The 13,259-nt window shown below is 31.9% G+C and carries 15 protein-coding genes; 7 read left to right on the top strand and 8 right to left on the bottom strand.

Going from position 1 to position 13,259, the window contains the following annotated elements; all coding sequences use genetic code 11:
* Positions 1–140: 140 nt before the first annotated feature.
* The 6 genes from E5167_RS05985 to E5167_RS05960 all read right to left on the bottom strand — a co-directional run bounded on the left by E5167_RS05985 (position 141) and on the right by E5167_RS05960 (position 5,369).
* A complete protein-coding gene (locus E5167_RS05985) occupies positions 141–872 on the bottom strand; it encodes an NAD-dependent epimerase/dehydratase family protein (RefSeq protein ID WP_136842098.1) in 732 nt (243 codons plus the stop codon).
* A gap of 56 nt (positions 873–928) precedes the next feature.
* Complete coding sequence (locus tag E5167_RS05980; RefSeq protein WP_136842095.1) at positions 929–1,231, bottom strand: ArsR/SmtB family transcription factor; 303 nt, start codon at positions 1,229–1,231, stop codon at positions 929–931.
* Positions 1,232–1,376: 145 nt separating this feature from the next.
* A complete protein-coding gene (locus tag E5167_RS05975; RefSeq protein WP_136842092.1) occupies positions 1,377–2,300 on the bottom strand; it encodes a carbon-nitrogen hydrolase family protein in 924 nt (307 codons plus the stop codon).
* Entirely contained in the window at positions 2,297–3,193 is an 897-nt protein-coding gene (locus E5167_RS05970; protein WP_136842089.1) for a peptidylprolyl isomerase, read from the bottom strand. Before E5167_RS05970 ends, E5167_RS05975 begins: the two co-directional genes overlap by 4 nt.
* A 4-nt stretch (positions 3,194–3,197) precedes the next feature.
* Positions 3,198–3,749, bottom strand: coding sequence for a RidA family protein (locus tag E5167_RS05965; RefSeq protein WP_136842086.1), 552 nt, complete (start codon positions 3,747–3,749; stop codon positions 3,198–3,200).
* Positions 3,750–3,803: 54 nt separating this feature from the next.
* Positions 3,804–5,369, bottom strand: a complete 1,566-nt coding sequence (locus E5167_RS05960; protein WP_136842084.1) for a M28 family peptidase — start codon at positions 5,367–5,369, stop codon at positions 3,804–3,806.
* Positions 5,370–5,529: 160 nt separating this feature from the next.
* Between E5167_RS05960 and E5167_RS05955 the strand changes: the two genes are divergently transcribed.
* Positions 5,530–6,252, top strand: coding sequence for an energy transducer TonB (locus E5167_RS05955; RefSeq protein WP_136842081.1), 723 nt, complete (start codon positions 5,530–5,532; stop codon positions 6,250–6,252).
* Here the strand turns inward: E5167_RS05955 and E5167_RS05950 are convergent.
* Entirely contained in the window at positions 6,249–7,124 is an 876-nt protein-coding gene (locus tag E5167_RS05950; protein WP_136842078.1) for a DUF1684 domain-containing protein, read from the bottom strand. The two genes, E5167_RS05955 and E5167_RS05950, sit on opposite strands and share 4 nt — an antisense overlap.
* Before the next feature lie 147 nt (positions 7,125–7,271).
* On the opposite strand from E5167_RS05950, the gene E5167_RS05945 reads away from it, so the two are divergent.
* Positions 7,272–7,820 (top strand): class I SAM-dependent methyltransferase, encoded by a 549-nt coding sequence (locus E5167_RS05945; protein ID WP_136842075.1) that lies wholly within the window; start codon positions 7,272–7,274, stop codon positions 7,818–7,820.
* Positions 7,821–7,830: 10 nt separating this feature from the next.
* Here the strand turns inward: E5167_RS05945 and E5167_RS05940 are convergent, their stop codons facing one another.
* Positions 7,831–9,633 carry a serine hydrolase gene (locus tag E5167_RS05940; protein ID WP_136842073.1) on the bottom strand — a complete coding sequence of 601 codons (1,803 nt, stop codon included), beginning with the start codon at positions 9,631–9,633 and terminating at the stop codon, positions 7,831–7,833.
* Positions 9,634–9,813: 180 nt separating this feature from the next.
* Here E5167_RS05940 and E5167_RS05935 point away from each other — a divergent pair, with 180 nt between their 5' ends.
* Genes E5167_RS05935 through E5167_RS05915 form a run of 5 tightly spaced genes read left to right on the top strand, consistent with a single transcriptional unit; the run spans position 9,814 to position 13,258 of the window.
* Positions 9,814–10,434: a hypothetical protein gene (locus tag E5167_RS05935; protein ID WP_136842070.1), complete on the top strand. Its 621-nt coding sequence runs from the start codon at positions 9,814–9,816 to the stop codon at positions 10,432–10,434.
* 9 nt (positions 10,435–10,443) lie between these two features.
* On the top strand, positions 10,444–11,793 hold the full coding sequence (locus tag E5167_RS05930) for a 2TM domain-containing protein (protein ID WP_136842068.1): 1,350 nt from the start codon (positions 10,444–10,446) through the stop codon (positions 11,791–11,793).
* Positions 11,794–11,805: 12 nt separating this feature from the next.
* Complete coding sequence (locus E5167_RS05925) at positions 11,806–12,132, top strand: 2TM domain-containing protein (RefSeq protein ID WP_136842066.1); 327 nt, start codon at positions 11,806–11,808, stop codon at positions 12,130–12,132.
* Between the two features lie 6 nt (positions 12,133–12,138).
* Positions 12,139–12,492 (top strand): 2TM domain-containing protein, encoded by a 354-nt coding sequence (locus tag E5167_RS05920; protein WP_136842064.1) that lies wholly within the window; start codon positions 12,139–12,141, stop codon positions 12,490–12,492.
* A 10-nt stretch (positions 12,493–12,502) separates the two neighbouring features.
* Positions 12,503–13,258: a LytR/AlgR family response regulator transcription factor gene (locus tag E5167_RS05915; protein WP_136842060.1), complete on the top strand. Its 756-nt coding sequence runs from the start codon at positions 12,503–12,505 to the stop codon at positions 13,256–13,258.
* Position 13,259 lies beyond the last annotated feature (1 nt).

Genomic DNA, 13,259 nt, shown 5'->3' with positions numbered 1-13,259 from the left:
ATTTAGCACTGACCTAAGCGAGCCTTTTTTATATTTTTTAAATTCTTGATTAAATATACAAATTGCGAGCGGACTAGAAGCAAAAAGTTTGGTTTTAGCGATTCAGCCCGCATTACTTATAGCCTATGTTGTAGCCAGTTTTATTCTTCAATAAGTTTAAATAACTTAAATGCATCTGCTTTTGGTTGGTATCCTACTTTTTGTATCGATTCAGATATATCCAATCGTTTGTATCTATTGTTTGAAATCGCATTCAGAACTTCATACTGTATATTTTCAGTTTCGATGCATCCTATCAATAATTGATTAAAATCGTTTGGATGTAAAAAAGCACTTAAATCCCTTGCGTTCATTTCGGTAAAGTCTTTTGGAAATTCGTAGGCTCCAATTCGTAGGCAGATAGCTGAAATTTCACTGTTGAATGCATGATAGGCAGCCAAGGCTTCCCCGAAACATTTTGAAACTCCGTAAATGTTTTTGGGTTTTACAACCATATTTTTGGTTACTTGAATATCTGTTGGATAGCTTTCGATGGTTTGAGCACTACTAGAAAAAATCAATCTTTTACATTTTGAATTTACAGCAGCTTTAAAAATATTTTGGGTTATTTTAATGTTCGTCTCTAGAATTTCGTTTGATTCAGAAATAGGGTCAACCATTCCAGCCAAGTGAATTACCGTATCAATTCCTTCACATAATTTTTGACAAACTTTAAAGTCTAACAAATTTACTTGTTGAATTTGTACGTTGCTTGTAAAGGTCTTATTGTTAGTTGATATATCTGCAACAGTTATTTCATATTTATGATTGTAGTTTTGGATAAAGTGTTTTCCTATTTTTCCAAACCCTCCAGTTATTAAAATTTTTTTCATTGGTTTAATATTTATTTCGTTATATTCAAATATGTCGATGTATTCTTTAAAATTTTTTATTTTAAAAAATCTGTATATTCTTTTATGAGTTTTTCATTTCTTTTTAAATAGCTCCATTTTCCATGTCTTGTTAAAATAAGTAACCCGCATTTTTGCATATTTGTTAGGTAGGTAGAAATTGTTGATTGTGAAAGTCCAGATTTATCTTTAATGTGAGTTACACAAACACCATCATCAAAATTTCTTAAAGATTCGTGTTGACGAAAATTCTTTTCAGGGTCTTTTAGCCATTCCATAATTTGAACCCTAGTTTGGTTTGATAAACATTTACCTATTTCTGTAGCTAATTTCAAATTCATGCAGCAAATATATTTAAATTTCTAGATATATAGATGTTTTTAATTTTTTAAAGTCACCTACAATGTTCTGATATGGAATGTTTCTATGTTTTATATCAGATACTAAACCAGAATAGCAGTTTTTTTACAAAATCAATTATGTTGGTTATTGTTCCTTTTTAATATCTGGTTGCCCCTTTACTTCAAAGTCAAAAATATCATTACGTGCGTAATGACCTATTACATCAAAATCTAGCTTACTACGTTTAATGTCTTCTAAATCTAATTCAGTTGTCAATACACCAGCTTTATCAAACAAAGGGCCTTCAATAATGTTTCCTAAAGGAGATACAATAACACTACCACCAGGACAAAAGTTTTTTGGTTGGTTAGCAACTTCGTCTTTATACTTATCTGGATACATTGAAGTCGTCATAAATTGATTGCAACCTAGTACAAAACAACGTCCTTCTAATGCAATTTGTTGCATGGTGGCTGTCCACTGTTCTCTAGAATCGGCTGTTGGTGCTATATAAATTTCAACACCTTTTAAATACATGCTCATTCGTGCTAAAGGCATGTAGTTTTCCCAACAAATGAGTCCTCCTAATTTTCCAATTCTAGTGTCAAAGGTTGTTAATGATTCTGCTCCAGCTTCTGCCCAAACTAAACGTTCAGTTCCTGTTGGTTTAATTTTTCGGTGTACACCAAGTAAACCATTAGTAGGAGATATATAGAGCATAGAGCAATATAAACTTCCATTGGTTTGTTGTTTTTCGGTAACGCCAATAACAATATATATGTGTTGCTCTTTGGCTAAGGTTTCTAAACGCTTTAAATCGTCACTTTCTAAATCAATACTGTTGTTATAATAATCGGCATAGTGTTGTCTGCCTTTATCTGTTCGGTTACCAATAGTTGCGCCAAAGGAGAAACCACGAGGATATCCAGGAATAAACGATTCAGGAAAGACTATTAAATGACAACCTTGTTGCGCATATTGTGTGGTAATGCTTTCTACTTTTTGTAGCGTTGCTTGCTTGTCAAAAAATACAGGTGTATCTTGTACTACTGCTACTTTTACTATCATTGGTAAGATTTACGTGTTATCATTCTAGCAGATTTAATGTATAAGTCTTTTATTGGTTTGCCATTTTTGCTAACTTCTATTTTTGCAATACTATCCACCACATTCATTCCTTTAACAACTTCACCAAAAACGGTATAGTTTTGATCTAAATGAGGCGTTCCACCTATAGTTTTATATATTTCACGATGATCTTCAGGGTATTTGTATTTATTCATATTTTTAAACTCTATATCAGCTAATGAGTCAACTTTGAATAACTCAATTTTCTTTGTTATGGCTTCAAATTTTAACGAATCCTCTTTGCTAATATTTTGGCTTATTTCTTCAGATATTTTTATGTAATTGTCTATTTCGGCTCTTATTTTAGAGCTATTTATTACTTTATTATAAGCTAATTGCTTGTTTACTCTTTCTTCTTGAATATTTAAAGTGCTATCGTTATAAGTGCCTCTTTGTACAATGTAAAACTGTAAGCCACTAGATAAAATATCAGGATTAGAAATACCTCCAGATCTTGCAGCTACTAGTGCACCTCGTTTATGGAATAAATTTGGTTTAATCTCGGCTTCAATTGTATAGTTTAATTCTGGATCGCCACCACTACTATAAATTTTATTAGGTTTTGTTGTGGGATTTCCTGCTTGAATAACAAAGTTTTCTATAATGCGATGAAATGCAATGCTGTCATAATATTTTTCGTTTACTAATTTGATGAAGTTATTACGATGCAAAGGGGTTTCATCAGAGAGGCGTATTATAATTGTACCCATATCAGTGACCATTTCCACATCTTTTTTAAGGTCACTTTTCATAACACTTTCTTCAATTTCTTTATCACACCCTAGAGTAATTAGGAAAAAAGAAGCAAGAATTAGTTTTATAAATAATTTCATATTATTAATCTTGAACTTCTACAATCATTTCAATTTCAACCGCAATATTACTAGGTAATGATGCCATCCCTACTGCAGCACGTGCATGTTTACCGCGTTCGCCAAATACGTCCACCATAACATCTGAAAATCCATTAATAACTGCTGGATGTTGAGTAAACGAACTATCAGCATTTACCATGCCTAATACTTTTACAATACGTACTACTTTATTGAGATCGCCAACTTCTTGTTTTAAAACAGATAGTTGAGCAATGGCAACTAGTTTAGCAGCCTCATAACCTTCTTCTACGGTTAAGTCAACACCCACTTTTCCTTTTACAGAGCCTCCTTCTGGTTTACTAGGGCCTTTACCAGCCATAAAAATTAAATTACCAGTTTTAACTGCGTGAACAAAATTTGCTACTGGTGCTGGCATATCACGTAATTGAATGTTTAATTCTTCTAATCGTTTTTCAACATCATAATCGTATAGAAGTTCGACTTGTTCGATTTTTTGTGTATCTTGATTGCATGCAGATAGAAATATCATACACAAAGCGAGAAATCGTTTCATAAAATAGAGATTAAAAAAAGCTTACCTTTAAGGTAAAAGCAGGCTTAAATAAAATTAGTTGTATTTTAAATTAGTTTCTTTTCTTGGTAATTTTTCATCTCGTTGAGACGTTTGCCAAACAAAATAAGCAATAATTGTTGCAGCTTGCTTTAAATCATCGGCTATTAGATGGTCAAAGTTATCCATATTAGAATGATGCGTTTTTGTAGAATACGAAATAGGTTCTTGAATGAATTGGAATCCTGGAATACCTGCAGCATCGAATGCTAAATGGTCTGTTCCACCAGTATTGCTTAGACTAAGTGTTGAAGCACCCATGTCGTGAAATGGTTTTAACCACTCTCTAAAGATTGGAGAAACTGCCTGATTTCCTTGTAAATACACACCTCTTAATTTACCTGTTCCGTTATCCATATTAAAATACCCTGATATTTTCTTTTGTGCAGGCTTTAAAGAGGTTATGCTTCTACTAGATTCGCCAGTGTTGGCAAAAGTTTGAGCAACATAATTTCTTGAACCATGTAATCCTTGTTCTTCACCAGACCAAAGAGCTATACGTAAGGTGCGTCTAGGTTTTATACCAGTTTCTTTAATGGTTTCTATTAAAATTCTTGCTACCTCCATCATTACTGCAGATCCTGATCCATTATCTGTGGCTCCAGTTCCAGCATGCCAAGAATCGTAATGGGCTCCAAACATTACTACTTCATCTTTTAAATCGGTTCCAGGAATTTCGGCAATTACGTTATTTTCATTACCATCTGGATTTGTGTATTTTGATTGAGAATCTACACTTAGTTTTACTGGAATTCCTTTTTCTAACATTCTGAAAATTCGGTTATAATGCTCGATAGCCATTGTTATTTGTGGTACTACATATTTTCCATTATCGCGTGCGCTTCCTTCAGCTGTTCTTGCTCCAGAAACAAATACAGTTCCTAAATCGCCTTTACGACTTCTATCTAATACAGCTAATGGTTTTTCATCTTCTAGAAGTTTCCATGTAGCAGCTCTAAGTTCAGCAGCGGTTGAGTTACCTCCAAAACGTCTGCGTTCTCTTGGTACAGGTTGCGTTGCATTGGCTAAGTTTAGTAAACTTTCGGTATCATGACGTTTAGCAGTAGGTTCAAAAGCCTCATTTACCTCACGAATACCTTCAATCATTACAAATTTCCCAGATAATTTTCCTTTGTACTTATTAAGTTCTTCTATTGTAGTAGCATTTAAATAAATAACTTCACCAGATCCTTTAGAAGATGATGACCAAGCTTTTGGATAAGCAATTATAGGCCAATAGGTTGGTGTTTCGGCATGCATTTCAAAATGCGTCATATCCCAACCTCGACCAAATGAGTTCCATTGTTGTAAGTGGGAATTTTTCATTCCCATATCTGTTAGCTTATTTTTTGCCCAATCGTTAGCGTTTTTTAACCCTGTAGATCCAGTAAGACGTTGCCCAAGTACATCGGTAATGTAACTAGCAATATCCATAACTTGACTATTTTCTAAACCGTGTTTTTTAATAACATCAGCAATATCCTTGGTTGTTGTTGTAGGGTTTTGTGCTGTAATTGTAAGAGATAAACATGCAATTACAAATAGAGAAAAAATTTGTTTCATTATTGGTTGGTTTTAAGTTGTTCACTAAAGTAAGAGAATTAAAGTTAAGCGTCAACTTTTTAATTGTTTAATATTTAGTTGCTTACTGACTTTTGTCATGTTTTTTAATGAATTTTTATAGTAATTTGATGACATATTCTAATAATAAAAATTAAAAGTCATGCAAGTAAAGAAAAATCCAGATGTGGATGTAAACAGAAATAGTAGCTTATATTTTGCTATAGGTCTTTGTTTGATGTTATTGACTACCAAAGGACTGTTAAATTATAAAACCTACGACAAACCAGATGTAGCCTTAGAAATTCTTCAAATGGGAGAATTAGAGGATGAAGATATTATAGAAATAGTTGATGTTAATATACCTCCACCACCTCCACCACCAGCGGCAACTCCTGAAGTTATTAAAGTTGTTGAGGATGTTGTGGAAATAGAAGAAACCATTATTGAGAGTACTGAAACAAATATGGAAGAAGCCATTGAAGATCGCGTGGAAGTAAGTGATGTTGATGTTGAAGAAGTAGAAGAGGATATTAGTGTTCCTTTTGCAGTAGTTGAAAAAGTGCCAGTTTGGCCTGGATGTACAGGAAATAATGCTGAATTAAAAAAGTGTTTTCAAGACCAAATGGTTAAGCATGTAAATAAAAATTTTAAATACCCTCAACAAGCACTAGATTTACAAATTAGAGGCAAAGTATTTGTTATGTTTGTAATTGACTCAAAAGGCTATGTTGCAAATGTTCAAGTGAGAGGACCTGATAAAATTTTAGAGAAAGAAGCTTCTAGAATTATAGGATTAGTGCCAAAAATGGAGCCTGGTAAACAACGAGGAAAACCAGTAACTATTCCTTATAGCCTTCCTATTAATTTTGTATTGGCAAATTAAAAACGATTGATTGTTTCACCAGCTAATATTTTAAAAGGCAGTTGATTTTGTCTTGGAGGGTATAAACAGGTTGTAAACTCACTAAAAGCACAAGGCGGATTATAAAGTTTGTTAAAGTCAATCTTTATTAATCCGCTTTCTTTTGGTAAATCTAGATAGAAATACCTTCCACCACCATAGGTAGTGTCTCCGTTTGTAATATCTCCTACCATTGTAAAACCGTCAGCACTTACATCTAGCGAAAATGTTTTGTCTTGGTATGTAAAACTAACACTTCCAATAAAATTAATACTACGTTTGCCATCAACTTTCGCTTTTACTACTTCAGACTTTTCTTTGTCAAAATAGGTAAACTCACCATCCAAAATGTAATCACTATTCAAATCGAACTTTTTAAACCCTTTAAATGTTTTAACCGCAGGATTTTTTGAATACCAAACTCTTAAATAATGTTGACCAGAACGTGTTATAACCTGCCACCTTATCTCATTGTGATGCATTTTTAGCGAGCTTCCATATTCGTTTAGAAGTAAGGGAATACGTGTGATAATTGAGTCATTGTTAGATGTAACGATGATGTTTTCTTTGGCGTTAAAGCTAAGTGAATCTCCTTGTATAGTTATGCTTCCTATAGTTTCAGGTAGTGATTCAATATTTAATATTAAGTCATTTATATTGCTTTTCCCTAAAGTATTATTTCCGGAATTTAATTTGTGTAAAGCGACTAACTGAAGGTAATCATCTTGTCTTTCTTTCATTTTGGCTTCAAAAAAAACATCTATTTCTGAACGATATTTATCGCTTATTATGTCTTTCTTGTTATTGCATGCAGAAAAAACAACTATTAAAACTAGGATTTGTAAAAATTTCATTTGAAAAATGATTATTGGAGCAAGTTAAAGAATTTTAGATTAAGCGTTTTAATTTATTTGATTTGAATAAAATAATGGTCATATTCGTAACTTTAATTAAAGTTACTCGTCTTATTGATGTTATTTAATAAGAATTAAAGGTTTTAAATGAAATTATTTGTAAAAGAAGTTGTTAATTCCATGAAGCATATTGGAGCTATTGCACCTAGTTCTAAGTATTTAGCAAATAATATTATAAAACACATAAACTTTGATGAAGATCAAATAATTTTAGAGTTTGGCTGCGGAAATGGTGCTATTACAAAGCAAATTTTAAAGCAAATGCCTTCTAGTTCGAGGTTAATTTCATTAGAAATTAATGACCCTTTTATGAAGCATTGCCAAGATAGATTTAAAATTTATAATAACTTTGAAGTCTATAATCACTCAGCCATCGAATTTGATTTGCTTTTACAAGAACTGAAAATAGAAAAAGTAGATTATTTAATTTCAAGCTTACCCCTTGCTATTTTGCCTAAAGCAGATTTAGATATTTTGTTTAAAAAAATACCTGAATATTTAATAACAGATGGTAGTTTTGTTCAATACCAGTACAGCCTTAATAAGTACAAGTACTTAAAATCGGTTTTCGATTCAGTAAAACTGGGGTTTACACCAATAAATTTACCTCCAGCTTTTGTTTACAGGTGTTCTTAAATTTTAATATTTATTTTTTACGTTTAGCTATAAAGTTACCTTGAGGTTGAATGACTTTAATCGAATCAAAGTCATTATCACCATTTTTTAAGAATTCTATCTTAAAGCCATCTACGATCTTGAAATTAAATTTGTGTTCTGCAGTGGCAACAAGTTCGTATTCTGGTTGACCAGGAACAAAAAAGTATAGGCTTTCATTTTTTACATATACTTTTAATATCATTCCAGCTAACTCAAAATCACCAACGTATTTGTTTAAGTCTTCTAGCGATACCTCTATTGTGTTAGGCGTGCGTTTAAACATAATTGCATCTAGTGTTGGTTCAGTTTTAAAAGTAGCTCCTGAAATATCGCCAGTATCATTGGTCTTAAAAGTTATTTTTAAAGCATTTCCAATTTGAGTAGTGTCTAATTTATTATCAACAATATCAATTAACTCAAAAGTATCATAATGATAATGGTTTACATATTGTTTGTTGTTATTCAGTATTGTAAAAAGTGAATCATTTTCAACGATAATATCTAACTTACCATAACCAGGATTTGAATATGTTCCTGTGTAATCTAATTTAGCGTGCGAAGGCTTTGTATTTGCCACTTTTGAGCTAGATGAATTATCTTCGGCTTCTTCCTGAGCCTTCTTGTTTTTTTCTTGAGAATCGGTAAAACGTTTTACCCAATCGGTTGTTTTTCCACCAAGCATTCTATCTGCTATAGTATTTCTTACTAGACCTGTTGCAGCTGACCCATTTTGGTTGGTTAATACAACAATTCCTATTTTATCGGTTGGAAAAAAGGCAACGCTTGCCGAAAAACCATCAATGTTTCCGCCATGTTCTACACGATAATGCCCACGATACGATTGCAGCATCCAACCATAACCATAATTTGCAAAGTGCATATCAGGTAGTTCTTCGTCAGGTAAAGTTCCATTAATAACCATTTGAGAACTCATAGCTTCGGTTATATAAGCTTCAGGAATTATTTCTGTATCGTTAAATTTACCTTTGTTAATCCATGTAATTAACCATTTAGACATATCATTAACACTACTGTTAATACTTCCTGCTGGAGACATTCCTGCAATATCATAATAATCCATTTTACTAATTACATCACCTTTTTTGAGTTCGTAACCATAGGCTGCATTGCTGGCAGATTTCATTTCGGCTATGGTTGAGTTAGATCTCGACATTCCTAAGGGCTTAAAAAACATATCACTTATGTTATCCTCCCAGCTTTTGCCTGTGATTTTTTCGGCAATAACACCTTGTGCTAAAAACATAAAATTGTTGTAATACCATTGCTGCCTTACACCTGTAAAGGGTTCTTGGTATTGTACACGCTTAATTAAACTGTCTTTACTATGTGTTGGAAAATAATACCATGATAAATCATGCCTCGGTAACCCTGTACTATGGCGCATTAAATCTTTAATAATGATGTTGTTGTTCATATCATTATTATAAAACTTTAAATCTGGAATATAATCTAGTGGACTATCATCAAATGATAATTTGTCTTCAGCACGTAGCTTTCCTAAAATAGCAGAAGTAAAAGCTTTTGTAGAAGACCCAATTGCAAATAGTGTATTAGCATCTACTGGGATTTTATTTGCATAATCTCTATAACCAAACCCTTTAGCATAAATAACATTATCGCCTTCAACAACTGCAACGGCAAATCCTGGAGTTTTAGTTGCTTCTAAAACTTTATTTAATTCACTATCAATATTTTTTAAACGGTTATCTGTTTGACTTAAAACAGGAAGAATAGTACAGATGCTAAATACTAAAAGGAATAACTTTTTCATTGTGGTTGATTTAATGTTATACAAAGGTTAGTATGGTAAAGGCTTATAAAGTTACTGTTTTTTGACGTGATTTTTTAAAGTAATACAATTCATCATATAATTTTTACAATTCGGTAAATCTATTTTTAAATAAGAGATGAAACCATAGACATTTGTATCATAATTAAAATATGAACAATCATGCAAAAACTAGCACTATTAATTGCACTTATAATTTCAGGAATTATAACTGCACAATCAAATTACGAGAAGGGTATGCAAAAAGCCTTTGAATTATGGGGAACAAACCCAACTGAAGCGTCCAATTTATTTGAACGTATCGCTGCTGCTGAAAAAGATAATTGGTTGCCACCATATTATGCAGCTCAAGTATTAATTTTACAAGGCTTTGAAATAAAAGATAAAGATAAGTTAGACTCGCACCTTAAAAAGGCTCAAGATTTAATTAATGATGCCACAGCGATTTCTAAAAATAATCCAGAGATAATAATAATGCAAGCTTTATTGCATACTGTTTGGGTTGTTTACGATGGTGCAACTTATGGTATGCAGTTATCACCAAAAATAGCAGCTTTGTATGAACAAGCTGCAAAAATAGATTCTAACAATCCAAGAGTAGTATTAAATAAAGCCGAATGGAATATGGGAGCTGCACAATTTTTTGGTCAAGATACAGCACCATTTTGTAAAGATTTTGAAAGAGCCTTAGAACTTTTTGCTAACTTTAAACCAGAAACTCCATTTCACCCAAATTGGGGAAAAGAAAGAGCTGAACAGGTTCTAAACAGTTGTAAAAAATAATATTTAAGAATGAAAACGTTTATAAAATTAGTTTCCATAAGTTTAATAATTGCATTTATACTATTTGTTATTGACATTGTCTTTGATTATGTATCAAACAAAGAAGTGGTGTATAATATGCATTTAGTTAAAGTTTTTGGTTATTATGTTTTGTATAGTTTTCCTTTAACGCTTGTAAACGCTTCATTTTTTGACTATTTAAATGAACGTGTGGTTTGGGACAGGTACAAAAAATACCGACTTGCTATTGGGTTTTTTGGCTCTATTGTTTTAACTATTGGAACAGTTTTTTTAATTAGAATGTTTCACAGAATGGTGTTAGAAGAGGTTAGTTATGAAACTTTTATAGAAACTGAAAGCTTATCATTTTATTATACAGCTTTAATTATAACCATTGCAGTATCTTTATTTTTTCACGCATTTTATTTCTATCAACAACTACAAAAAAATAAAATAAAAGAGCAAAAGGTTATTGCAGGAACCGCAAGCGCAAAATTTGATGCTTTAAAGAATCAATTAGACCCTCATTTTTTATTTAATAGTTTAAATGTGTTAACGAGTTTAATTGATGAGAACCCAGAAAATGCACAAAAGTTTACAACCTCGTTGTCGAAAGTATATCGTTACGTATTAGAGCAAAAAAATAAAGCTTTAGTAACGGTTGATGAAGAATTAGAGTTTGCAAAAACCTACATGTCTTTGTTAAAAATGCGTTTTGAAGACAGTATTGTTTTTGAAATTCCTGAAAAAGCCTTAAACCCTGAAGCCAAAGTAGTGCCATTGTCTTTACAGTTACTGTTAGAAAACGCAGTAAAGCATAACATGGTAACAAGTAGTAAACCATTACATATTAAAATTTTTGAATCTAATGGGTTGTTAGTTGTCGAAAATAATTTACAACCAAAACAAATAGTAAAAAAGAGTAGTGGTGTTGGACTAGATAATATTCGTCAACGTTACAATTTATTAACCGATAAAAAAGTAAACATCAATCAGCAAGCAGACAGTTTTGCAGTTGCAATACCAATGCTTACAAAGCAAATATCAGTCATGAAAACAAGAACAAAAGAACAATTTGACGACAGTTATGTGCGTGCACGTAAACATGTTGAAGAAGTAAAAGAATTTTATTATAGCCTAATATCTTACGTAATCGTAATTCCGTTTTTAGTATTTGTTAATTATTGGACATTTTGGGAATACCAATGGTTTTGGTGGCCAATGCTAGGTTGGGGAATAGGCTTGCTATTTCACGCTTACAAAGTCTATGTAAATGATGGTATTTTTGGTCGTAATTGGGAACGTAAGAAAATAGAAGAGTTTATGCGTCAAGAAGAAGAAAGAAATCGTTGGAATTAAAACTTGACTGCTATGAATTATTCAGATAAAGAGAGAGCTTATTTAAACGCTCAATGCAGAGTTGAAAAACTCAGGAATTTTTACATTCACCTCATTGTATTTATTGTTGTTAACAGTGTTATTTCAACAGTTAAAATTATTAGAAATATGCAAAATGGAGAATCTTTTCAAGAAGCATTTTTTGATTGGAATACCTTTGGATTATGGATGTTATGGGGAATAGGTTTAGCTATACATGCTTTTGCAATATTTGGATTGGCTTTTATACTTGGAAATAATTGGGAAGAACAAAAGATTAAACAATTCATGCAAGAGGAAGAAAGAAATAATTTAAATTAAAAAAACATGAAAAAATACAATATAGAACCTTATGATGACAATCAGTCAAAATATAATTTCGAAAAAGAAGATGCTTATTTAAGAGCAAAAAAGAAATTAGATAAATTAGTTGGTTTTTATTGGCATCTTGCAGTTTATGTGGTTATAAATATATTTTTAATTGTGCTTATATCATCAAATACAGAACAAGGTTTGTGGCATTTTGGTACTTGGGCAACACCTCTTTTTTGGGGAATAGGTTTACTGTTTCATTTTCTAGGTGTTTTTGGGCCAAACTTTATGTTTGGAAAAAACTGGGAAGAAAAAAAGATTAAAGAATTTATGGATAAAGACAAAGAAGAGTACCAACGATTTCAATAAGTAATATAATATGCAAGTAATAATTATAGAAGACGAAAAACCATCAGCAAGACGCTTACAACGTATGTTGAACAATTTAGATATTACCGCTGAGGTGATGCTGCATTCGGTTGAAGAATCGATAGATTGGTTTCAAAACAATGCACATCCAGATTTAATATTTTTAGATATTCAATTAAGTGATGGCTTGTCGTTTGAAATTTTTGAAAAAATAGATATCCAGTCGGCAGTTATTTTTACTACTGCTTACGATGAGTATGCTTTACAAGCCTTTAAACTTAACAGTATAGACTATTTGCTAAAGCCTATTGATGATGACGACTTAACAAAGTCAGTCTCTAAATTTAAAGAACGTTTACCTAAGCAACAAGCCGTAACTCTAGATTTTAATGATATTAAAAATTTGCTAGTAAACCCAATAGAACGCGACTATAAAAAACGTTTTTCGGTTAAAGTAGGACAGCATTTAAAACTTATTAATGTTGATGATATTGAGTGTGTGTATAGCGAAAACAAAGGTACCTATGTTTTTACTTCTGAAGGTAGAAACTATTTACTAGACACTACTTTAGAGCAGTTGGAAAATGAGTTGGAACCTCATACGTTTTTTAGAATTAATAGAAAATTCTTTGTAAATATTAATGCTATAAAAGACATGGTGAGTTATACCAATTCGCGACTACAAATAAAACTTAACAATTATAATGAACAGGATGTTATTGTAGCTCGTGAGCGTGTAAAAGATTTTAAAGAATGGTTGGAATAAC

It is taken from the genome of Pontimicrobium aquaticum (assembly GCF_005047595.1).
GTDB lineage: Bacteria > Bacteroidota > Bacteroidia > Flavobacteriales > Flavobacteriaceae > Pontimicrobium > Pontimicrobium aquaticum.
This window is presented reverse-complemented; position numbering and strand designations above follow the sequence as displayed.

What these genes read in the sequence shown, in the direction of transcription:
- E5167_RS05985 (WP_136842098.1), bottom strand. Translation starts at nt 872, where the DNA reads ATGAAAAAAATTTTAATAACTGGAGGGTTTGGAAAAATAGGAAAACAC.
- E5167_RS05980 (WP_136842095.1), bottom strand. Translation starts at nt 1,231, where the DNA reads ATGAATTTGAAATTAGCTACAGAAATAGGTAAATGTTTATCAAACCAA.
- E5167_RS05975 (WP_136842092.1), bottom strand. Translation starts at nt 2,300, where the DNA reads ATGATAGTAAAAGTAGCAGTAGTACAAGATACACCTGTATTTTTTGAC.
- E5167_RS05970 (WP_136842089.1), bottom strand. Translation starts at nt 3,193, where the DNA reads ATGAAATTATTTATAAAACTAATTCTTGCTTCTTTTTTCCTAATTACT.
- E5167_RS05965 (WP_136842086.1), bottom strand. Translation starts at nt 3,749, where the DNA reads ATGAAACGATTTCTCGCTTTGTGTATGATATTTCTATCTGCATGCAAT.
- E5167_RS05960 (WP_136842084.1), bottom strand. Translation starts at nt 5,369, where the DNA reads ATGAAACAAATTTTTTCTCTATTTGTAATTGCATGTTTATCTCTTACA.
- E5167_RS05955 (WP_136842081.1), top strand. Translation starts at nt 5,530, where the DNA reads ATGCAAGTAAAGAAAAATCCAGATGTGGATGTAAACAGAAATAGTAGC.
- E5167_RS05950 (WP_136842078.1), bottom strand. Translation starts at nt 7,124, where the DNA reads ATGAAATTTTTACAAATCCTAGTTTTAATAGTTGTTTTTTCTGCATGC.
- E5167_RS05945 (WP_136842075.1), top strand. Translation starts at nt 7,272, where the DNA reads ATGAAATTATTTGTAAAAGAAGTTGTTAATTCCATGAAGCATATTGGA.
- E5167_RS05940 (WP_136842073.1), bottom strand. Translation starts at nt 9,633, where the DNA reads ATGAAAAAGTTATTCCTTTTAGTATTTAGCATCTGTACTATTCTTCCT.
- E5167_RS05935 (WP_136842070.1), top strand. Translation starts at nt 9,814, where the DNA reads ATGCAAAAACTAGCACTATTAATTGCACTTATAATTTCAGGAATTATA.
- E5167_RS05930 (WP_136842068.1), top strand. Translation starts at nt 10,444, where the DNA reads ATGAAAACGTTTATAAAATTAGTTTCCATAAGTTTAATAATTGCATTT.
- E5167_RS05925 (WP_136842066.1), top strand. Translation starts at nt 11,806, where the DNA reads ATGAATTATTCAGATAAAGAGAGAGCTTATTTAAACGCTCAATGCAGA.
- E5167_RS05920 (WP_136842064.1), top strand. Translation starts at nt 12,139, where the DNA reads ATGAAAAAATACAATATAGAACCTTATGATGACAATCAGTCAAAATAT.
- E5167_RS05915 (WP_136842060.1), top strand. Translation starts at nt 12,503, where the DNA reads ATGCAAGTAATAATTATAGAAGACGAAAAACCATCAGCAAGACGCTTA.